We start from the raw sequence: 20069 nt of genomic DNA on the forward strand, positions 1-20069 counted from the left end.
GAAGCGGGCGTTGTATTGGAGAGAGAGGCCGATGTCGGGCATGAAGATTTTTAGGTCAGTCAGTCTTGGGGTTTGCGCGGTTGCCTTGTTGGCAAGTGGTGAAATCTGGGCGCAAGGCAGAACCGTCGAGGAAGCTGCCCCCCCTTCGTGGGAACCCATGACCCATGCCGACGCGGACGCCCCAAGCATCCTGCTTGTCATGACCGACGATGTCGGCTTCGGCTCTTCATCGACATTCGGTGGGCCAGTCGAGACCCCGGTTTTCGATGCCCTCGCGCAGCAGGGATTGCGTTATAATACGTTCACGACCACCGGCATCTGCTCTCCGACGCGTGCCGCGCTGCTTACAGGCAGGAACCATCATGCCGTGAATGTCGGCACGGTAATGGATGTCCCGACCGGTTACGACGGCTATACCAGCGTCCTACCCAAGAGCGCGGCGACCGCGGCCCGATTGCTGACCGATGCTGGTTACGGTTCGGCCATGTTCGGAAAAGGGCACATTACGCCGCTTTGGGAAATCGGCCCCACAGGACCTTTCGATCGTTGGCCCACCGGCCTTGGCTTTCAGTATTTCTACGGATTCCTAAGTGGCGATACCAACCAGTGGGCGCCAACCCTGATCGAAAACACCGTAGCTGTAGAAGCTCCGGAGATGCCGCCCGAAAAGCATCTCGACGGCCATCTGGCCGACAAGGCCATAGACTGGATCAGCACGCAGCGCAGTGCAGCGCCGAACAAGCCGCTGTTCGTCTACTACTCCACCGGGACGGCGCATGCGCCGCATCACGCCCCGCCCGAATGGATGGCAAAATATCGGGGCCATTTCGATGCCGGCTGGGATGTGACGCGCGAACAAACGTTGAAGCGGCAGATCGCGCAAGGGATTGTTCCGAAGGGTACTCGCCTCGCCCCCCGACCGGACGTTGTTCCGGCTTGGGAAACCCTCACCGATCAGCAAAAACGCGTCTATGCCCGCGAAATGGAGGCCTTTGCCGCCGCGCTCAGCTATGCCGACCACGAGATCGGCCGTGTGGTCGACGAAATGCGCCGGCAGACCGGGGGCAACCTTCTGGTCGTTTTCATCCAGGGAGACAACGGTGCCAGCGCCGAGGGCGGAGACGACGGCGGGATCAACGAACATGGCATCCTTTCAGGCAATGCCGCTTCGCTTGACGTGATCGAAAGTCGCCTGGACCAGATGGGCGGCCCTTATGCGATGAACACGTATCCGGCAGGATGGGCGCTGGCCATGAACACGCCGTTTCCGTGGTTCAAGCAGCTGTCTTCTCATTTCGGCTCCACGCGAAACGGCATGGTTGTCAGCTGGCCCGAGCGTATTGAAGAGCCCGGCGGAGTACGTTCGCAGTATGTGCATGTGACGGACATCATGCCGACCCTGCTCGAAGCTGCGCATATCGAGGTCCCCGAGATGGTGGACGGCGCGCATCAACAACCCGTCGACGGCATCAGCTTTGCCTATAGCTTCAACGACAAGAACGCGCCTTCGCGCCATCGCACACAGTATTTCGCGATCTGGGACAACATGGGCATCTATCACGATGGCTGGGTGGCTGCCTCCGTTCCCGAGAGAATGCCATGGCAGATGACAATGACTGGCCAGGCCACCCCTACTCAGGTCGATGGTCGGCAATGGGAACTGTTCAACCTCGAAACCGACTTCAGCCAGTCTAAGGATATCTCCAGGTCCCATCCTGAGCGGCTGGAAGCGATGAGAGAGTTGTTTTTTGCCGAAGCGGGCCGGGCCGACGCGCTTCCCTTGCATCGCTTCGAGGGCATCGAAGGCCACCCCCGCGTGCTGGCGGGTCTCAACGAATTTACTTATCTAAGCCCGGTTTCGCGGATACCGGAAGACACCGCGCCGCGGATCACCGGAAACAGCTATCGCGCGACAGCGGAACTTGATGTCCCTGCAAATGCATCGGGCGTCATTCTCTCCGTCGGTGGGCGATTTGGCGGCATGTCCTGGTATCTCGACCAGGGAAAGGTCGCCTTTCATTATAATCTGGCCGATCTCGATCGCACCCAGATCACATCCGCCACACCACTCGAACCTGGCAAGCACGAGCTATCGCTCGTGTTCGACCGCGACGCTGACGGTGGGACGGGTGCCACGGTCCGGATGTTCGATGGAGACGAGCTATTGGGTGAAGCAACGCTTGCAAAGATCCAACGCGGACGTTTCACGTTGGACGAAAGTTTCGAGATCGGGTCCGACACCGGCACTCCAGTCACGGAAGCCTATCAGTCGCCCAACGACTTGCAGGCTACGATTTCCGAAGTGAGAATCAAAATCGAGAATGAGTAATCAAAAATGTGATTACACTCTAATCCTAAGCGCCCCTCATCGCCCATGCCATACCCTCACACCCTTAAACTTCAATCGGGTCCATTTGCTCAGACGATGCCTCTGGAAGTGTTCATCTGCTTCGGTCGAAAATGAATTGGATCAGCGCTCGAACAGAACTTTACGAAGCTCGTCGGTCATCACCGGAGGCGTGCGAAAATCGGGGTTCACCTTCTCGGCAATCTCATAGGCACGGATCGTCGCGGGCCTGGCTACAACCTGTTCCATCCAGCGGCTGAGGTGGGTCAGGTGGTCGATATCGGCGTGGATATAGTCATGGCAGGCAACCCACGGATAGATCGCCATGTCCGCGATGGAATAATCGTCACCGGCCACGTAAGTTCGCGTGCGAAGGTGGCCCTCAAGAACGCCGTAAAGCCGATCGGTCTCAGCACGATATCGATGGATCGCGTGAGGGATCTTTTCGGGTGCGTAGAGCGAGAAATATGCGTTCTGACCCACCATCGGGCCGACCCCGCCCATCTGCCAGAACAGCCACTGCAGGGCCTCGAACCTTTGGCGGGCGTCATCCGACAGAAATTTGCCCGCCTTCTCGGCAAGGTAGACCAAAATCGCGCCCGATTCGAAGACTGTTAGCGGCCCCTCTCCGGCAGAAGGGGCATGATCGACGATCGCCGGCATTCGGCCATTAGGAGAGATCGCCAGAAATTCGGCAGAGCGTTGCTTACCCGAAGAAAGGTCGAGTTCCATAAGGTTGTAGGCAAGCCCGCATTCCTCGAGCATCATCGTGATCTTGTGGCCATTCGGCGTCGGCCAGTAATAGAGATCGATCATGGGCTCTCCGGGATGAATGCGGGTCAGGTGGTCGGCGGGTCACGTCCGGGAGATACCCACTAGATGTTCGAGTTTCCGCAGTGGATCACCGAGAACTTGTTTCCGTCCAGATCCCGGAAATAAGCAGCATAATACTGCCACTCTTCCGGGCCGCGGAAACCGGGATCGCCTTCGTTCGATCCGCCGAGAGAGAGAGCCTTGGCATGGATCTCGTCGACCTTGGCGGCGGACGGCATCCTGAGCGCGATCATCGTGCCGTTACCCGCAGTGGCCGGCTTTCCGTCGAACGGGCCGACGACTCCGAAAAACTGATGCTCGAAGTCGATGCCGTAGATCCGTCCGCCACTGGGATGTTCGCCCATGGCGGCGACGCCGGTGACCGCGAAGATTTCGTCGAAGAATTTCTTCGCCTCTTCCAGCTTGTTCGAACCCACCATTGCATATCTGATCATCGCTAACTCCCGCTGCCTGATGCGCTCATCTGACGAGCCTGGTGAAAACCGGTTTCATCGGGCCACTTGTATTTATGGTTGCCCATCACCGACCGGGTCCGACAAAGCGAGCCCGGTCGTTACGACGGAACCTGAAGGTCAGTCTTCCTGATCGACGGGCGGGAAATAGAATCCCGCGAGCTTGTTGCCGTCGAGGTCCCGGAAATACCCGACGTACAAGCTGATCGGCCCGAGGTTCCGGTATCCGGGCGGGCCTTCATCCGTGCCGCCCTGGGCGATCGCCGTGGCGTAAAGTTCGTCTACTTGCTCGGGCGAATTGGCGTCGATCCCCGCCATGCTGCCGTTGCCGACCGTCGCAGGTTTGCCGTCGAAGGGGGGCAGGACCGCAAAGAAAGGGCGGTTCAGGGAATCGCCATAGACCCGACCACCAGCGGGCGTATCGGTCAGGGGCGAGACGCCTATCACCGCGAATAGGGCATCATAGAATACCTTGGCCTTTTCGAGGTCGTTCGACCCGAACGCGACTTCGGCCACAGCCAATTCCTGCATTATCGCCTCCTCGGCTTTCGTTGTTCTGAGCGGGTTCGATCGCGCGCCGCAGGTCCGTGCGCGGCGATGGGTGCAAAGGCTTGGGACGCTGCCCCAAAGGACCCGCGCCGGACATCCATCACGGCAATCGCTGCGTGCGATCCGTGCGTCAGTTGACGCGCCTCTCGGCTTTCACCTGCCTGCTCCAGCCCTCTGGCGGCGGTGTCAGATGGTCTGCGCACCCTGCACCGACGGCAAGCTGGTAAAGCCCCATGCAATCGAGCACCGCGTTGTCATCCGGCTCGCCGTTTTCATCGAGGCCGCCCACGCCGTAGAACACGATCGACAGATAAATGCTCTCCTCGATCGAAAGCGCGTCGTGCACCACGCCGCCGGGTTCGATGATCAGGTCACCGCCATGGACGTCGCCCAGTTCCGTCTCGACAAAACCGCTCACCAGATAGCCGTAGGCCGCACCGACATGGCAATGATGATCGGCCTTCAGACCCCTGCGGTTCTTGAGAAGGAAAACCATCATCTCCTTCTCCCAATCGATCGAGAGAACCTTGGCATCGAGCCCGTCCGCCCAGGCAATCCAGGGGAGCGAGCCGCCTCTCACCAGAGCGGAACCATCGGGATAGACACGCGACTCGTGTTCCTCGGTAAAACCGTCAAGTCTCGTGATCTTCAATTCGCGCATGTGAGGCTCCTCTGGGCTAATTCTCTTTCGTGCCTATGCCTGGCCGTTAAAATATGATCGACGAATCATTAGTCTATCCGCAGTAGCAAGGTCAACATGTGTTCGTCGTGGCAACAGGCCTGTTGGTCTCGAACCCGCCGACAGGCGGGCATGGCGGTTTCAGCTTGCGCAGCATGCGCCGCGCAAGCTGAATGATCGGTTAGAACTGGTAACCGAAGGACGCGCCAACGGTCCGCGGCCTGCCGGTGAAGCGGTTGATCGTGTCCGACCCCAGCGCGACATTGGTCCAGTAGTATTTGTCGGTCAGGTTGCGCACGTAAACAGATGCCGTCCAACCTTTTGCCGAGCTTACGCCCATGCGCGCGTCGAAAACCGCGTAGCCATCAATGCGCGAATTATCCGAATTGGCGAGGTCAGAGAACGTGTGGGTATTGAACACGGCGTTCGCGCCGATGTTCATGTCCAAGTCCCGCGAAATCGGAAATTCGTAGTTGATATCGGCCGTACCCGAGAGAGGCGGCGCAAAGTTGAACCGATTTCCAGTGAAATCAACAGGCGCACCGTTGATGTCGATGCCGCTATACTCGCCAATGCGCGTCTTGATGTACGTCACGCCGCCCCGCATCGTCAGGCCGTCGGCGGGACGCGCGGTCAGCGCGAAATCGACGCCCTTCACTGTCGAGCGAGGGATGTTCAGCGACGTCGGCGCCGCGCCGATGAAAGGCACAGTGATGTACGAGAAGAACTGCTTGTCGTTATACTTGTAGTAGAAGCCAGACCCTTCGACGCTCAGCAGGCTGTCTGCCAGATCGGTCTTGAAGCCTGCTTCGAAGTCGGTCAGTTCTTCCTGCCGGACGTGCTTGATCTGACTGATAACGACCGTGTTCTGGAACGGATAGCCACCGGACTTGTACCCGCGGCTGACCAGTGCGTAGAGCAGCGTATCGTCGTTCGGCTTGTAGTTGACGCCCGCACGCCATGACACGTTATCTTCCTTCACCGCGCCCTGAAATTCGGTCGGCAAATAGGTGGCGACGCCATCGATCACCCGGTCGTCAAGCGTGGCGCAGCGGTTGCCCGCAAAGGCGTCGGTCGGTGCCAGCCCCTGGAGCGAGCGAAGGAAGTTGGCGAGCGGGCCGACAAATCCGCTGAGCGAGCCGGGCTGATCGTCGCCCGAACAGCCCCTCGTCGACTGACGGGTCTCGGTATAGCGAACCCCGCCAACAAGCGTCAGCCCGTCCGCGACTTCAAGCTCTAGGTTGCCGAATACGGCTGCCGCCCGGTTCGTATCGTGAAATACGGTGTTGAAGGTCGCGCCCGGCAGGGACGAGTAGAGCGGAAGCTCGGTCACGTCCTGTTCGCGGAACTTGTCCTTCTGGTAGTTGGCACCGATGATGAAATGAATATTCGGCTCATCGATCTTGCCCGCAACCCGAAGCTCCTGCCCGAAGCTCTTGGCCGTCGAATAGTGGTTGTCCCGGGCGATGCCCAGGGCGGTGCCATCGGAGTCGATGTGCGCTTCGTAGTTGGTGTGGATGTAGTTCGTGATCGAGGTCAGCGTCAGGTCGTCATTCAGTTCCAGGTCCGCGCGAAGCACGGTCTGGTACTGGCTGTTGTCGTTACGCTGAGGACCGTCGACATCGGCGCCCCGGTTATCGTCCGCACGCGGATAGGTGATGAGGCCCGGCGCTGCGCCAGCCGGGTTCTGCGGCACGGCGGTCTGGAACTGGAAAGCCTGCGGCTCACCGTGATCGTAATTGCCGTTGACGTTGAGAGAGATTTTCAACCGATCGCTCGGCGTGAAATCGAGCAGCAGGCGGGCCGCCCCGCGATTGGAGTCTCCGATCTTGCGATCGTTGAGGAAATAGCCCTTCTGCCAAGGGCCGAACTGGGTTGTCTGGAACGCGAGGCGCGCGCGCAGAGTGTCACTCAGCGGACCGCTGACATAACCGTCCACGTTGACTTCGCCGAAGTGATTGACCCCCGCGTTGAAGCCCGCGGTGAGGTAGTCGGTCGGCTTGGCCGAAATGACGTTGACGGAGCCGCCGGTTGCGTTCTGGCCGAACAGCGTACCCTGCGGACCTTTGAGCACTTCGATGTGATCGACATCCAGAAGCAGGCCTTGCGTCATCGCCGAATAAGGCAGCGCCGCTTCGTCGACGTAGGTGGATACGGTCGGTGACGCGGATATCTGCGCGGAATTGAAGTTGATGCCGCGGATCGAGAAGATCTGGTAACCGGAAATGGAGCGCGCTGCCGTAAAGCCCGGTGCGATCTTGCCGATCGAGCTGACATCCGTGACGCCGACATTCTGAAGTTGCTCGGCGGTTGCCGCAACGATCGAAATGCCGACATCGCTGAGCCGCTGCTCACGCTTTTGCGCGGTTACGACGATCTCACCGGGAACGTAGGCTTCTTCCTCGACGACTTCAGCGGGTTCATCATCTGCCGATTGCGCCGATGCCGCGTGGGGAGCCATCGCCAAAGCCGATACCCCGGCAAGGCCCAGGGCCATCAGCCGAAGAACGGGTTGCGCCTTGCCGTCATCCTGCACGCAGGCGCCGCGGAAATTACCATCAATAACGCGCTTCATCGCTGCGCTCTCCCATTTTGCATGGCGGCCAACCGCCTTTTTGGAGCTGTCAAAGCTCGATCCGATTTCTGAGGTCTAGCCCAATAATCCCGCCCACTCAAGAAAAAATGATGCACGGATCATAAATCAGTAAAAAGGCTGCTTAGGGAGCGGTTAACCATGTTCCGGGGCCAGGCGGTCACCAGCATGAAGATCACAAATTGGAGGATTGTCCGGTCGGGGAGCCGCGGCTTTGCTGCATGCCCACACAAGGAACGGAACTGCCGAAATCGAGTCGTAAATCGTCGATTCGGCCGCGAGTATGCGAAGCGCGACGCGGGCAAGATCAGCGCGCGGCTACTTCCCGACCTGTGCCGAGCGAAAGACCCGAATTCTTAGGTGATGGCCCGGCCCGAACGATACGGGCCGGGATCCCGATGCGCTCAGGACTGCGGCGCGGGCTGTGCGATGCGATAGACCTGGTTTGCCGTTCCGGAAAACAACATCGCCTTCTCTTCGTCGCTGGCCGCCGAAGCGATCCGTTTGAACGCGTTCCACAAGGTCGTGTAATCGGCGCCCCATTTCTCGACCGGGAAGTTGCTGGCGAACATCGACCTCGACGGACCGAACGCCTCGATGCAAGTCTCGATGTAAGGCGCCCAGAGCTCGGCCAGTTGCGAAGACGTGGGCCGCGTATCCATGCCAAGTCCGGGAAATGCGCAATAGGGCATCGCCAGCCCGCTCAGCTTAACGCTGACGTTATCGAGCTGCGCAAGACGAGAGATGCTTTCGCGCCACGTCTCGAACCGCTCGGTCAATTTCCCCGCATACCCCGCGATACCAAGCGGGGTGCCGACGTGATTGAGCACGATCGGCTGATCGGAGAACGCCTTTGCCAGGTCCTCGACCTCGGGCAATTGCGGTTCGAGAACCCAGGCATCGAACGACAGATCAAAGCGGCCAAGGTGCGCGAAACCTGATCGGAATTCATCCGAGCCATAGAGCCCGGCGACCGCAGGCACCATCGGCCCGACCACGTCAGGGTCTTCATCGTAGGGCGCCATGATCCTGATCCCGCGAAGCCGGTTGCCGCCCGCCATCGCGGCCCGTTCGAGGACCGGAATGACTTCATCGCCCAGGGCAAGATCGGCATAGCCCACCATGGCCGAGCAGAGCCGCGTGGGACCGTAGATCCCGCTGGCACTGCGCGCCGCAACGCCGTTGGCATGTTCGATCTCACCGATCGGCTGGAATTTCTGCGGCGCGCCCGCATCATAGAATGCGCCGCATTCCACCATGACCGTCGCGACAACATTGTGACCGCCGGACAGCTCGGCCATCAGCTCGTCATGAAGGAAACGCGGCACGTCCCTGATGAGGTCGAGCAGAGGATGCTGCAACCCGTCGAGAGCGCCGAGGATCGGCCCGAAGTCCCAAAGATGATGATGCGCATCCACGATGGGCAGCGCAGGATCTAGAGCATCTTCTGACATATCGAATCCTTTTGAGGCGGGTCTGGTAAGGGTCAGCGAACCCTGATGATCGTCGACCGGCGCTGCCGGACGGCATGCGGTGCTGTGACCGCAGCGTTATTGCGCGGTTTTCTGCACGAGGTCGGCCCGAAGCTCGTTCTTGAGCACTTTGCCCGCAGCCGATTGCGGCATCGATTCCACGATCTCTATACGGCGCGGAATCTTGTAACCGGCCAGGAACTGCTTCGTATGCCGCGCGATATCGTCCAGCTCGGCCTTCATGCCCGGCCGCTCGATGATGACCGCGCAAACCATCTCTCCCCATCGCGGATCGGGAAGGCCGATCACTGCGACGGATGCAATGGCGGGGTGGGTCGACAGGACATTCTCGACTTCGGCCGAATAGACGTTCTCGCCTCCCGTCACGATCATGTCCTTCAACCGGTCAACAACGGTCACGTAACCGTCCTCGTCCATCTGGCCGAGATCACCGGTGTGCATCCAGCCGTTGCGCTTCACTTCGGCAGTGGCTTCTGGGAGATTCCAGTAGCCCAGCATCACGCCTTCGCCGCGACAGATGATTTCACCGATCTCGCCGCGCGGCAGCTCGTTCTGGTCGGCATCGACGATACGGACTTCGGTCGCCGGCGTCGCGCGCCCTGCACTGCGCAAGCGCGCCGGGTTGCCGTAATGATCCGCGGGATCGAGACTGAGCGCGGTCGGCGCCAGTTCGGTCATGCCATAGGCCTGGCTGAACTTGACCGACGGGAAAGCGACGAGCAGCCGCTCCATGAGCGCCTGGTCGATCGAAGATGCGCCGTAGCGGATCCTCTCGAGCGAGCTCAGATCGAATTCGCCGAACCGTTCATGATCGATCAGCATGCGCATCATGGTGGGGACCAGGAAGATCTCGGTCGCGCGCAAACGCTCGACCTCGGCCATGACGGAGACCGGTTCGAACAGCGGAAGAAAGATATTGGTGCTACCGCAGATGAGCGCCATCAGCAGTCCGGAAAAACCGCCCACATGGAAAAGCGGCGCGGTATGAAGGAAGCGTTCGCCCGTCCGTCCGTCCGGTGCCGCGATCACGCCAAGCGCGGACGCGATGAGGTTGCGATGACTCAGCATGACGCCTTTGGGAGCGCCTGTCGTGCCGCCGGTATACATGATCGCCGCAAGATCATCGCCCGAACGCACTGCATCGGCGACCGGCTCTGCCTTGGCGAGCCAGGCCTGCCAATCGTTGGAACCCATGATCAGGACATGCTTCACACAGGGCGCGCGATCCCTGATCTCCGGCTCCAGCGCGGCGAATTCCGGGTCGAGAATGACGATGCCAGCCTGGCAATTGTCGATCGAATAAGTGATTTCCGCAGGAGCGAGCCGGAAATTGACGGGGTTTATGACGCCGCCGGCCCAGAACGTGCCGAAGCACGTATCGACGAAGCCCGGCCCGTTCCGGGCCACGATCGCGACCCGGTCCCCAGCTTCCAGACCTATGGAATGGAGCGCACCGGCGAAGCGAGCAACGTCCTGCGACCAGTCGGCCCAGCTTCTCGAAACCTGCCCCTCGACCGTGACGATCCTGTCAGGATGGGCACGGACGCCTCGATGCAGGCATTGCGTCAAATACATATCTGCTCCTCACCCCTTGTATCGTTATTTCAAACCCGCTCCGGCGAGGAGAAAGCCTTTTAAACGAGGCTGAATCAATCCCGCTCCGACACGGGGGCGCTCATCCGGCCTATTGCGGGGCACATTAAAATGATTCATGCATCATGAATCTTTTATTCGCCGAGGCACGAGGATGTCAACCGCGGATTGCGCGGGACTACGGCCTCGAAAGCTCGGCGGCAGATCGCCAAGAGTCGGTAGCTGCTCGAGTGAAAGCGGGATGATCGGTGGGAGACGCATAAAGCGCGAGAAGCTGCGATGGACACACGGCCGCACGCCTTGACCATCGTGCGATGGCCCGGGCCCCTCAGGTATTAAGTTGGACGCCGACTAACGGCGGTTCACTGAAGGAGCGATTCCTGTCCGGCACCCGATTTCACCGCCGCCTCCAGCCCGCCGACGACGAAAGTGAGATATGCGTGGATTACGGGATCGGGCAGTCCGACAATAAGATTGTCCTCCAGCCCGAAACGCATCAGCAAACGCATGCGCGCCCCTTCCAGGATCGTCACGAACGCTTCGAGTTCCATCGACGCTTCATCGTCCTGGCCGATGAACCCGATACGCCGCAAGAAACGCTTATAGCGGCTGCTCACTTCGTCGATATAGCGGGCGAACGCGACGGGCGCATGGATCTCGGCCTCGCTGATGACGCGGTAGAGATAAGGGTGCATCTTCAGGAACTCGAGGTTGGCCTGAAGGCTCCGCTGCTCAAGATCATAAATACCTGTCGCACCGCGCATCGCGGCGGCGATCGAGTCCAGCAGTTCACTGGTGATCGATGGCAACAGTTCGTCAAATAGCTGCTGCTGGGATTTGAAATGCAGGTAGAACGTTCCGTGTGCGATATTGGCATCGGCCGTCACCTTGGCGATGCTGCACCCTGCATAGCCATGTTGCCCTACCAGCTTTGCTGCCGCGTCGAGTATGGCTGCGCGCGTCGCGGCGGTGCGTTCCAGCACGCGTTTCGAACGACGGCGACCCTTGGCGGTGTGAAGTATCGGATCAAGTCCATCAGTCGACAAAACTAAAATTCCCCAAGTTCAAGACTGTCTGCGAGGCAGTTGATCAACGTTCGTCAGGATTCCCGCAAGAACGTGACAAATCCAGCAGTTCGGCTGCGATTTCTGGCTAGGTTCGATCGCTATGTCAATGGAACCGGAGCACCCCCACGAATTGGATCAGAGGGTGCGGCGACTGAGGAATCGAGATATTGCCACGTATTCACAGCCAGATATCCAAGCAACGTTTTACACTGCCGATTAAGGACCTCGTTTCAGAAATAACGAATTGTGAATCATAAATCTGGTCAGTAAGGTCGTTTCGTAACGAGGGATAGGATCGGGACGGCCGTTTTTGCCGCGATGCCGTTTCCCGAGCCAACCGAATTTTATCACGAGGGGACCATCCTTGCTGACCGTCATCTTCATCGCGAAGGTCCTGACCGGGCAGGAGAGTGCCTTCGAGACAACTCTGTCGCAATTGGCAGAAGACATTGCGAATGAACCGGGATGCGCCGGCGTGACTTGGGGCCCGACTGAGACCCCAGGAGAGTATGCCTTGATCGAACGCTATAAGGACATGGACGCCTTGGAAGCGCACCGGGCTTCGCGGCACATGAAAGAGCTGGGCCCGCCGATCTTTGCAATGCTGGACGGGGCGCCTGTGATCACGCGCTTCGTGGAAGAGCGAGCGCTTTAGGTTCGGGATAAACCGCTCTGAACGAAGACGAACCGAGTACCCGCAGCTTCATCGTGACAGACGGATATCGACGCGTTGGATCCGCTTCAGAACGCGGTCTTGTCCCCGCCCTTGAGCGCCAGGATCTCGCGCGCTTCGTCCGGAGTGGCCACCGATAGTCCGAGACCTTCGATGATCTTTCGCACGCGCAAGACTTGCGCTGCGTTGCTGGGTGCCAGTTGGCCCGCGCCCAGCCAGAGACTGTCCTCGAGGCCCACCCGGACATGCCCGCCCAGGGCAGCGGCTTGCGCGGCGACGGCCATCTGGTTTTTCCCTGCGGCCAGAACCGACCACCGGTAGTTATCGCCGAACAGACGATCGGCGGTGCGCTTCATATGAAGCACTTCTTCGGGATGAGCGCCGATCCCTCCCAGCAAACCGAAGCAGGTCTGGATGAAAAGCGGCCCCTCGACGAGACCCTCGCGCCAGAAATAATGTAGGTTGTGGAGGTGCCCGGTATCGTAGCACTCGAATTCGTAACGCGCTCCGGCGTCATTGAGCGTTTCGAGCGCGTAGCGGATATCCTTGTAGCTGTTCCGGAAGACGAGGTCGTGGCTCCCTTCCAGCATCTCGCGTTCCCAATCATGCTTGAACTCCTTGTAGCGGTTCAGCATCGGGAAAAGCCCGAAATTCATGGACCCCATGTTGAGGCTCGCCACCTCGGGCTTCCATACCTCGGCAGGACGAACCCGCTCCTCGACCGGCATGTAGGGCGATCCGCCCGTGGTGATATTGACCACGACGTTGGACGACTGCTTGATCGTCCGCAGGAAAGGCTCGAATGCTTCCGGGCTCTGATCCGGGCGACCGTCGGCAGGATTGCGGGCATGAAGATGAACGATGGCGGCCCCGGCCTCCGCGGCCTCGAGTGCCGAACTGGCGATTTCGGATGCCGTAACCGGCAAGTGGGGCGACATCGACGGGGTGTGGATCGAACCCGTGATCGCGCAGCTGATAATCACTTTGTCCATAAATCACCCAAACTTCTTCATCGCTGTTTTAGAAAATAGGGTCAGGCCGTGGGCGCAGGTGGTCAACGCGATCACCTGCGCCCGCCCGTGGCTTGTCCCGGCAGCCAACCCGTCAGAGGTTTGTTCGCAAGCGTTCAGCCCGCAGCCGCGTGTTCCTTGAACTCGTAATGGTCAAGGTTCGGCCCGGCCTTCATGAAGTCGAGGAAGTGTCGGGGCGTGCGCGGCCAGATATCGACCTTGCCATGTTCGTCGAGGTACCAGTTGCTGCACCCGCGGACCCAGACGGTGTTCTGCGCGTGCGCCTGCATCTCGTCGACAAAGTCCTGCTGCGCTTCCGGCACCGCTTCCACGGCGGGAGCCGAACGCGACACCGCTTCCTCGATGATCTGCATGATGTAGTCCGTCTGGACTTCGGAGCAGGTCATCGTCGAGAGGTTGCCGATGGTCGTGTAGGGACCGCCAAGGATGAAGAAGTTGGGGAAGCCGGCGACCATGATCGTGTCCATGGTCTCTGCCCCGGACGACCATACGTCGTTCAAGGAAGGCCCGCCCTCGACACTGACGTTGAGGTTGCGGCAGTAGACGTGCGTGTGGAAGCCGGTCGCCATGATGAGCGCATCTAGTTCGTGCAGCTTTCCGTCCGCAGTCCTGATACCGCCCTCCTCGACCTGTTCGATCGCTTCGACGACAACGTCGGCATGGTCGCGCTGCAGCGCCTGGTAGAAGCCGTCGCCGAAAATAAGGCGCTTGCACATCACCGGATCGGGAGGCGTCAGCTTTTCGCGCAGGCCCTCGTCTTCGATGCTGGCAAGGTTCTGTTCGCAGGCCTCGATGAAGAACTGCTTTGCCTCATCGTCACCGGCAACCGCCCGTCCGAAACCGTCGGCGTACCAGGCCATGTAGAAGTCGTAGAGCCGATCGACGAGATCCGGACGCTGGCGCAGCATTTCGACGCGCTGTTCCGAATATTGGTTCTTGGGCGCGGGGAATATCCACTGGGCGGTCCGCTGAAACAGCGTCAGGCTGCTGACATCGTCGATCAGGTTGGGCGCAATCTGGACCGAGCTTGATCCATTGCCGATCAGGCCAACCCGCTTGCCCTTGAAATCGTACGTGCTGTCCCACTCGGCACTGTGCATGCACACGCCGCCAAAGTCCTCCAAACCCTTGATCGACGGCACGTTCGGAACATGCAGGAAGCCGCAGGCAGAGATAAGGACATCGCCTTCGATGACGCTGCCATCGCTCAAATTCACATGCCAGCGGCCCGAACGATAGACGCAGCTATCGACGTGGGTTTCGAACTGGATGTGATCAAGCAGACCGAAATGGTCTGCGAAATCTTCGAGGTACGTGCGGATTTCCGGGCCGCTGGGAAAGGAACCCGACCAGTCGTAGTTCTTGCGGAAGCTGAACTGGTAGAGATAGGAATTCACGTCGCATGCGACGCCCGGATAGCGGTTGTGATACCACGTCCCGCCAATCCCCTTGGCCTTTTCCAGGATCTTGAAGTTCTTGAAACCGGCACGTTTCAGCCCTGCGCCCATGGACAGTCCGCCTACGCCCGCGCCGATGATAATGACCTCGGGGCCGCTTTCAGCGCGATCGGGGGCGACGAATTCCTCAGGCTCCGACATGGTCTGAGCTTCGGCTGATGCTGCGATAATCTTCTTTTCCAGATCATCCTGCCGCCGCATGATTTCGTGGGCCAAGACCGGGTCCGTGGCGGCAATGCGCTCAAGCTCCAGGTCGAACCATGCCTCACCCAGATCGCCTGCGCCAGCTACGCCATCTCGCGCCATGTCATCCATTTAAACTGCTCCTGAAATCTGTATTTCGCCGAAACTCTGCTCAATCGCAGTCGACGGTGTCAGCGGGGATACGGGGAAGCTTGCCGCCCGGAAGCGAACGCTTCACCGCCTCGTGCACGCCGTTCGGGTCGATCAGGCGGCCATATTTCAACCTGTTATGCGCATGCGCCAGGTGATGCAGCGTGAAGGCCTGCTTCACGCCGGTGGTGAACCCTTGCGCGTCGGCGAAACTGTTGATCGCTTCCTTGGCGAACTTGATGCCGACACTGGGCTTTGCCGCGATCTTGCGCGCAAGTTCCAGCGTGACGTCCGCCAGTTCATCGGGCGGCACGACGCGGTTGACCATGCCCCACGTCAGAGCTTCCTGCGCAGACCAACGCTCTCCGGTGAAGAGCTTTTCCTTCGCCTGGCGGCTGCCCATTTCCCAGGGGTGCGCGAAATATTCGACGCCGCCGATACCGATGTCGACGACCGGATCCTGAAAGAAGCAGTTTTCGGCACAGACAACGATGTCGCTGGCCCAGGTGAGCATCAAGCCGCCCGCGATGCAGGCCCCCTGCACTTGCGTGATCAACGGGATCGGAAGGCTGCGCCAGCGGTGGCACATGTCGAAATAGACCTCGCGCTCCCAGCCGTACCATCCCTCGATCGTGCCGGGATTGACGTCGCCCCAATTGCTCGTGAGCGGCCGGTCCTTGCCGACACTGTCGAAGTCGCCCGCCCTGAGATCATGACCTGCCGAGAAGTGTTTTCCGTTGCCGCCAAGAATGATGACACGGGTATCCCGGTCGCGTGCAGCGGACATGAGCGCGTCGTCGAGCTCATAGATCATCTGGATATCCTGCGAATTGCCGTTCTCCGGCGAATTCAGCATGATGCGAACGATACCGTCGTCAAGTGACTCCACGGTGATCTTGGTGGGATGATCGGTCATTGGTGGCCTTTCGTTATTCGTACCGGTCGCGCGACATCACTGCCGGGTCCGCTCAGACTGTTGCCGGGTTTGGTTGCACGAGCGTGCGTTCAAGCGGTGCCGTGTCGCCAAACCATGGACGTTGGGGTTGTTCGCTCAACAGGCGTAGATCTTCGTCGATGCCGCCAAGCATCGCTCCGATGACCAGCGCACGTTTCAGATAGTGTCCGATCGCCAGTTCGTCGGTCATGCCGACCCCGCCATGCAGCTGGACAGAGTCCTCCGCGACGCGGCGCACGGCCTTTGCGGTGAAGCTGCGCGAGATGAGAACCATGCGCATCGCGTCGTCCGATCCGGCATCGACCACATTGCAGGCACGTTCGACCAAAGCGATCGACTGCTGTTCGTCGAGCGCCATGTCGACAAGGCGATGCTGCAAAACCTGAAACCGCGCGAGAGGTACGCCGAACTGGCGGCGGACTTTCAGATATTCGCCAGTCATTTTGTTGAGCGCGGCCATGATGCCGATCGCTTCCGCCGACAGGGCCAGCCGCAACGCGATGCCCGCGTTTTCAATAGCAGCGCAAGGTGCGCCCAAACAGCGGACATCACGGCAACCTTCGAACGTGACAGCACGAACATCGCGTCCGTCGATCGAACTCGATGCCGGATCGATCGTCACACCGTCCGCATCTGAAGAAACGAGGCAGATCGCGATAGTGCCATCGGCCTGCTTTGCCGGAACCAGAAGGTGATCGGCAATGCCCGCATCGATCACGAATGCGCTGCGGCCATCCAGCACGGGCTTTTCGGCCGAACCGCCCAGCTCCAGCTGAACGAAAGCTGGGTCTCCGAACAGCTCCTCGACCGCGACACCGACGACCACGTCGCCTGTCGTCACCTTTTCAAGCAGCGCCGCGATATGTTCGGGATCTTTCACCGAACCCTGCGCCTGGTCGAGAACGATGCTCGCCACGACCCCGGTTGAGATAAACGGCGTTTCCAGCAGGGCTTCGCCAAGGTTGCGCGCAACGATGGCAATTGCCGAAGTCCCGCTTTCGAGCCCGCCCGAAGCTTCGCTGATCGCAAGGCTCGACCACCCGAGGTCGGCTACACTCTGCCAGATTTCCCGCGGCGAAGACTTGCCCGCATCGCCCTTGGTCACGAATGTCGAGACACTTTCTTCGAACGCGCGAAGTTCGCTTTCATCCAGACCGCTCATCTTATCGATCCAGAACGGTTTTGCTGAGAATGTTGCGTTGCACTTCGCTACTCCCCCCATAGATTGTTGCCGCGCGGCCGTAGAGATACTGGCCGATGACGCCGTCGCGGAACCGGTCGGGGCGAGCCCATGGCGATACGGCCGAGCTGTCTCCGAAGTGATCGGCGCTGAGCCCGAGGTCGTTGATCGCATCCAGCGAGGCCGCGTCGATTTCCTGGGACAGTTCGGACCCGACGAGCTTCAGCATGGATGCCATGACGCCGATTTCTTCGCCCGACTGTTCCTTGGACAGCATGTGAAGAGCGGTGCTTTCCAAAGCGGTGAGCCGGACTTCCAGTTCGGCAACCCGCCGTGACCAGATGCCTTGTTCGCCAAGCGGCGGCCGGATTCCACGCGGTTGCGCGATCAGCGCCTTGACCTTGTCGAGATCGAGCGCACAGCGGCCGACTTCAGCCGCCAGGATACGCTCCTGCTCCAGAAGGAACTTCGCGTATCCCCACCCCTTACCCTCTTCCCCGACAAGGTTAGCGTCCGGAACCCGGACTTCGTCGAAAAACACCTGGTTAAGGTGATGGTGGCCGTCGATCGAGACGATCGGTTCGACCGACACCCCGGGGGACGCCATGTCGATGAGGATGAAGGACAGGCCGGCCTGCGGCTTGTCGGACGCACGGGTGCGCACGATGGCAAAGATCATGTCGGCCCAGTGGGCCGTGGTGGTCCAGATCTTGCTACCGGAAATGATCCAGTCGGACCCGTCGCGCACGCCGCGGGTACTGACGTTCGCAAGGTCCGAACCCGCGCCCGTTTCGGAATAGCCCTGGGCCCACCAGGCGTCGCCCGACTTGATCGCCGGAAGGAACCTGGCCTTCTGATCGTCATTGCCGAACGTATAGATGATGGGCGCGGCAAACGTCACACCGAATGGGATCAACCACGGCGAGCCGCGATAGTAGATCTCATTCTCGAAGATCCACCGCTGCATCGGGCTCCAGCCCAGTCCGCCGACGGATTTGGGCCAATGTCCGGTGTACCAGCCGCGCTCGTTCAGAATCTTGTGCCACTCGACATGCTCGTGCTTGTCCAGGGGGCGTCCGGCCAGGACTTTTTCACGTGTGGTGGCGGGCAGCCGCTCGTCCACGAACGCCCGTACCTCGGCCCTGAAATCAGCCAGCATATGATCTGATGCCCCCGACAATTCTTCTCTCACCGCAATCTTCTTTTATGACTCATGGCTCACAAATCATCGTCTGGCCGAGTTGTGCCTGTTTGTCAACATCGTCGCTGCACATTGAAGGGTGCCGAGAGAGTTGGGCTTCTCACGCAGGGTCTTAGCGCCCGAGCCGCTTGCTCTGCCGGGTGTCAACGCTCGCGAAGCAATCGCAGGTCACATGATCGCCGCTCAGCCAAAGCCCGATACGCGCGAGTCCCGGAATGGCGATTCTTCGCCTGTGTCGTTCAGGCCTTGTCATCGGCGAACCTGTCGCAATGCGACACTTGCTACAGTTTTTCGCGTCGATTTTGCCTGCGCGATCGCGGTGCTTCGCCGCCCTGCAAATCGCGCGCATACCTCCCAGCACAACAACAAAAAGGAGAGGTCATGCACAACCAGATGGCGATATCGCCTGACGCCCTTGCTGCGCGGCGACGGTGGTCGGATCCTAATCCCTTCCCCCCTTCACCCGACCAGCGAACCAGAAAAGGCCGCCTGTCCGCGACCGCGTGTTTCGCAAGCCGCAAGCCCGGATTCCCGGCCCTGGCGCCGGAAGAGGTCACCACTTTGCGCCGCGATAGCCGCCATTTCATCGGTGCAGGTCGTCCTGAACTTTCCACGCAAGTTTCAATGGAGCAGCGCACATGACCCCAAGCCGCGAACAAAAGCTCTGGATGTACGAAAAGATGCTCGTCAGCCGCCGGTTCGAGGAGGCGATCGAGACGATCTACCTCGAGGGAAAAAAGCCGGTCTTCAACATGGCGAAAGGCCCGATTCCGGGCGAAATGCATTTGTCGAACGGACAGGAGCCCTGCGCCGTCGGCGTGTGCGCACATCTTGAACCGTCCGACGTGGTGACCGCCACCCATCGCCCCCATCACCAGGCCATTGCCAAGGGCATCGATCTCAAACGCATGGCTGCCGAAATCTTCGGCAAGGCCACCGGCCTTTCGGGCGGTCGGGGCGGCCACATGCATCTGTTCGACCCGGCGGTCAATTTCGCCTGCTCGGGCATCATCGCCCAGGGCATGGGGCCGGCGGTCGGTGCCGCGCTTTCCCGCAAGATGCAGGGTAAGCCCGGCGTAGCAATCGCCTATATCGGCGAAGGCGCAGTCAATCAGGGCGCGTTCCACGAAGCCTTGAACCTTGCCGCCGTGTGGAAGCTGCCCGTCGTCTTCGTCGTAGAGGACAATGCCTGGGGCATTTCGGTATCCAAGGCGGCATCCACAGCGGTGCCTGAAAATCACGTCCGCGCAGAAGCCTATGGCATGCCGGGCCATCTCGTGCGCGACAACGATCCTTACGAGATTTTCGCAACGGCCGGGAAAGCGATTGCCGCCGCGCGAAACGGCGAAGGACCGTCGCTGATCGAAATCGAGACGATGCGCCTTGCCGGCCACTTCATGGGCGACGCCGAAACCTACCGGCCCAAGGGCGAAAAGGACGGCTTGACGCTGCGCGACCCCATTTCGCGGATGCGTGCCCGCCTGATCGCGGACGGCGATGCGGACGAGGCGACGCTCGACCGTATCGAAGAAGCGGCGCAGGCCGAAGTCGATGAAGCCATCGCCTTTGCCCGGAACAGCCCTGACCCCGACCCAGCCGACGCGCTCACCAGCGTATTCGTCTGAACCCGTT

At 60.1% G+C, this 20069-nt stretch carries 16 protein-coding genes; 3 read left to right on the plus strand and 13 right to left on the minus strand.

The features are described from left to right. Window positions 1–31 precede the first annotated feature (31 nt). Window positions 32–2329 (plus strand): arylsulfatase, encoded by a 2298-nt coding sequence (locus FAX90_RS13455; RefSeq protein WP_240704917.1) that lies wholly within the window; start codon window positions 32–34, stop codon window positions 2327–2329. A gap of 141 nt (window positions 2330–2470) precedes the next feature. Here the strand turns inward: FAX90_RS13455 and FAX90_RS13460 are convergent, their stop codons facing one another. From FAX90_RS13460 to FAX90_RS13495, 8 genes are all read right to left on the minus strand, one after another. Then, window positions 2471–3163 carry a glutathione binding-like protein gene (locus FAX90_RS13460; RefSeq protein WP_144097944.1) on the minus strand — a complete coding sequence of 231 codons (693 nt, stop codon included), beginning with the start codon at window positions 3161–3163 and terminating at the stop codon, window positions 2471–2473. Between the two features lie 59 nt (window positions 3164–3222). Next, window positions 3223–3615 carry a VOC family protein gene (locus FAX90_RS13465; protein ID WP_144097945.1) on the minus strand — a complete coding sequence of 131 codons (393 nt, stop codon included), beginning with the start codon at window positions 3613–3615 and terminating at the stop codon, window positions 3223–3225. Between the two features lie 138 nt (window positions 3616–3753). Beyond that, window positions 3754–4164, minus strand: coding sequence for a VOC family protein (locus FAX90_RS13470; protein WP_144097946.1), 411 nt, complete (start codon window positions 4162–4164; stop codon window positions 3754–3756). Between the two features lie 148 nt (window positions 4165–4312). Further along, a complete protein-coding gene (locus tag FAX90_RS13475; RefSeq protein ID WP_144097947.1) occupies window positions 4313–4843 on the minus strand; it encodes a cupin domain-containing protein in 531 nt (176 codons plus the stop codon). Between the two features lie 199 nt (window positions 4844–5042). Beyond that, complete coding sequence (locus tag FAX90_RS13480; RefSeq protein ID WP_144097948.1) at window positions 5043–7436, minus strand: TonB-dependent receptor; 2394 nt, start codon at window positions 7434–7436, stop codon at window positions 5043–5045. Between the two features lie 422 nt (window positions 7437–7858). Next, window positions 7859–8908, minus strand: a complete 1050-nt coding sequence (locus FAX90_RS13485; RefSeq protein ID WP_144097949.1) for an amidohydrolase family protein — start codon at window positions 8906–8908, stop codon at window positions 7859–7861. Window positions 8909–9004: 96 nt separating this feature from the next. Then, window positions 9005–10522 (minus strand): acyl-CoA synthetase, encoded by a 1518-nt coding sequence (locus FAX90_RS13490; RefSeq protein WP_144097950.1) that lies wholly within the window; start codon window positions 10520–10522, stop codon window positions 9005–9007. A 380-nt stretch (window positions 10523–10902) separates the two neighbouring features. Further along, window positions 10903–11523, minus strand: coding sequence for a TetR/AcrR family transcriptional regulator (locus FAX90_RS13495; RefSeq protein WP_170234989.1), 621 nt, complete (start codon window positions 11521–11523; stop codon window positions 10903–10905). A 448-nt stretch (window positions 11524–11971) separates the two neighbouring features. On the opposite strand from FAX90_RS13495, the gene FAX90_RS13500 reads away from it, so the two are divergent. Continuing rightward, entirely contained in the window at window positions 11972–12262 is a 291-nt protein-coding gene (locus tag FAX90_RS13500) for a putative quinol monooxygenase (RefSeq protein ID WP_170234990.1), read from the plus strand. 86 nt (window positions 12263–12348) lie between these two features. Here the strand turns inward: FAX90_RS13500 and kce are convergent, their stop codons facing one another. The 5 genes from kce to FAX90_RS13525 all read right to left on the minus strand — a co-directional run bounded on the left by kce (window position 12349) and on the right by FAX90_RS13525 (window position 18395). Next, window positions 12349–13272 (minus strand): 3,5-dioxohexanoate:acetyl-CoA acetone transferase, encoded by a 924-nt coding sequence (gene kce, locus FAX90_RS13505; protein ID WP_144097953.1) that lies wholly within the window; start codon window positions 13270–13272, stop codon window positions 12349–12351. Between the two features lie 134 nt (window positions 13273–13406). After that, window positions 13407–15083 (minus strand): flavin-containing monooxygenase, encoded by a 1677-nt coding sequence (locus FAX90_RS13510; protein ID WP_144097954.1) that lies wholly within the window; start codon window positions 15081–15083, stop codon window positions 13407–13409. A 40-nt stretch (window positions 15084–15123) separates the two neighbouring features. Continuing rightward, window positions 15124–16017, minus strand: a complete 894-nt coding sequence (locus FAX90_RS13515) for an enoyl-CoA hydratase (protein WP_144097955.1) — start codon at window positions 16015–16017, stop codon at window positions 15124–15126. Between the two features lie 52 nt (window positions 16018–16069). Continuing rightward, window positions 16070–17218, minus strand: coding sequence for an acyl-CoA dehydrogenase family protein (locus tag FAX90_RS13520; RefSeq protein ID WP_170234991.1), 1149 nt, complete (start codon window positions 17216–17218; stop codon window positions 16070–16072). A 1-nt stretch (window position 17219) separates the two neighbouring features. Further along, window positions 17220–18395 carry an acyl-CoA dehydrogenase family protein gene (locus tag FAX90_RS13525; protein WP_144097957.1) on the minus strand — a complete coding sequence of 392 codons (1176 nt, stop codon included), beginning with the start codon at window positions 18393–18395 and terminating at the stop codon, window positions 17220–17222. Window positions 18396–19075: 680 nt separating this feature from the next. On the opposite strand from FAX90_RS13525, the gene FAX90_RS13530 reads away from it, so the two are divergent. Further along, window positions 19076–20062, plus strand: a complete 987-nt coding sequence (locus tag FAX90_RS13530; protein ID WP_144097958.1) for a thiamine pyrophosphate-dependent dehydrogenase E1 component subunit alpha — start codon at window positions 19076–19078, stop codon at window positions 20060–20062. Window positions 20063–20069: the final 7 nt, after the last annotated feature.

The sequence above is a fragment of the Croceicoccus sediminis genome, assembly GCF_007570835.1.
Lineage (GTDB): Bacteria > Pseudomonadota > Alphaproteobacteria > Sphingomonadales > Sphingomonadaceae > Croceicoccus > Croceicoccus sediminis.

What these genes read in the sequence shown, in the direction of transcription:
- FAX90_RS13490 (WP_144097950.1), bottom strand. Translation starts at nt 10,522, where the DNA reads ATGTATTTGACGCAATGCCTGCATCGAGGCGTCCGTGCCCATCCTGAC.
- FAX90_RS13515 (WP_144097955.1), bottom strand. Translation starts at nt 16,017, where the DNA reads ATGACCGATCATCCCACCAAGATCACCGTGGAGTCACTTGACGACGGT.
- FAX90_RS13530 (WP_144097958.1), top strand. Translation starts at nt 19,076, where the DNA reads ATGACCCCAAGCCGCGAACAAAAGCTCTGGATGTACGAAAAGATGCTC.
- FAX90_RS13480 (WP_144097948.1), bottom strand. Translation starts at nt 7,436, where the DNA reads ATGAAGCGCGTTATTGATGGTAATTTCCGCGGCGCCTGCGTGCAGGAT.
- FAX90_RS13465 (WP_144097945.1), bottom strand. Translation starts at nt 3,615, where the DNA reads ATGATCAGATATGCAATGGTGGGTTCGAACAAGCTGGAAGAGGCGAAG.
- FAX90_RS13455 (WP_240704917.1), top strand. Translation starts at nt 32, where the DNA reads ATGTCGGGCATGAAGATTTTTAGGTCAGTCAGTCTTGGGGTTTGCGCG.
- FAX90_RS13470 (WP_144097946.1), bottom strand. Translation starts at nt 4,164, where the DNA reads ATGCAGGAATTGGCTGTGGCCGAAGTCGCGTTCGGGTCGAACGACCTC.
- FAX90_RS13525 (WP_144097957.1), bottom strand. Translation starts at nt 18,395, where the DNA reads ATGCTGGCTGATTTCAGGGCCGAGGTACGGGCGTTCGTGGACGAGCGG.
- FAX90_RS13485 (WP_144097949.1), bottom strand. Translation starts at nt 8,908, where the DNA reads ATGTCAGAAGATGCTCTAGATCCTGCGCTGCCCATCGTGGATGCGCAT.
- FAX90_RS13460 (WP_144097944.1), bottom strand. Translation starts at nt 3,163, where the DNA reads ATGATCGATCTCTATTACTGGCCGACGCCGAATGGCCACAAGATCACG.
- kce (WP_144097953.1), bottom strand. Translation starts at nt 13,272, where the DNA reads ATGGACAAAGTGATTATCAGCTGCGCGATCACGGGTTCGATCCACACC.
- FAX90_RS13510 (WP_144097954.1), bottom strand. Translation starts at nt 15,083, where the DNA reads ATGGATGACATGGCGCGAGATGGCGTAGCTGGCGCAGGCGATCTGGGT.
- FAX90_RS13475 (WP_144097947.1), bottom strand. Translation starts at nt 4,843, where the DNA reads ATGCGCGAATTGAAGATCACGAGACTTGACGGTTTTACCGAGGAACAC.
- FAX90_RS13520 (WP_170234991.1), bottom strand. Translation starts at nt 17,218, where the DNA reads ATGAGCGGTCTGGATGAAAGCGAACTTCGCGCGTTCGAAGAAAGTGTC.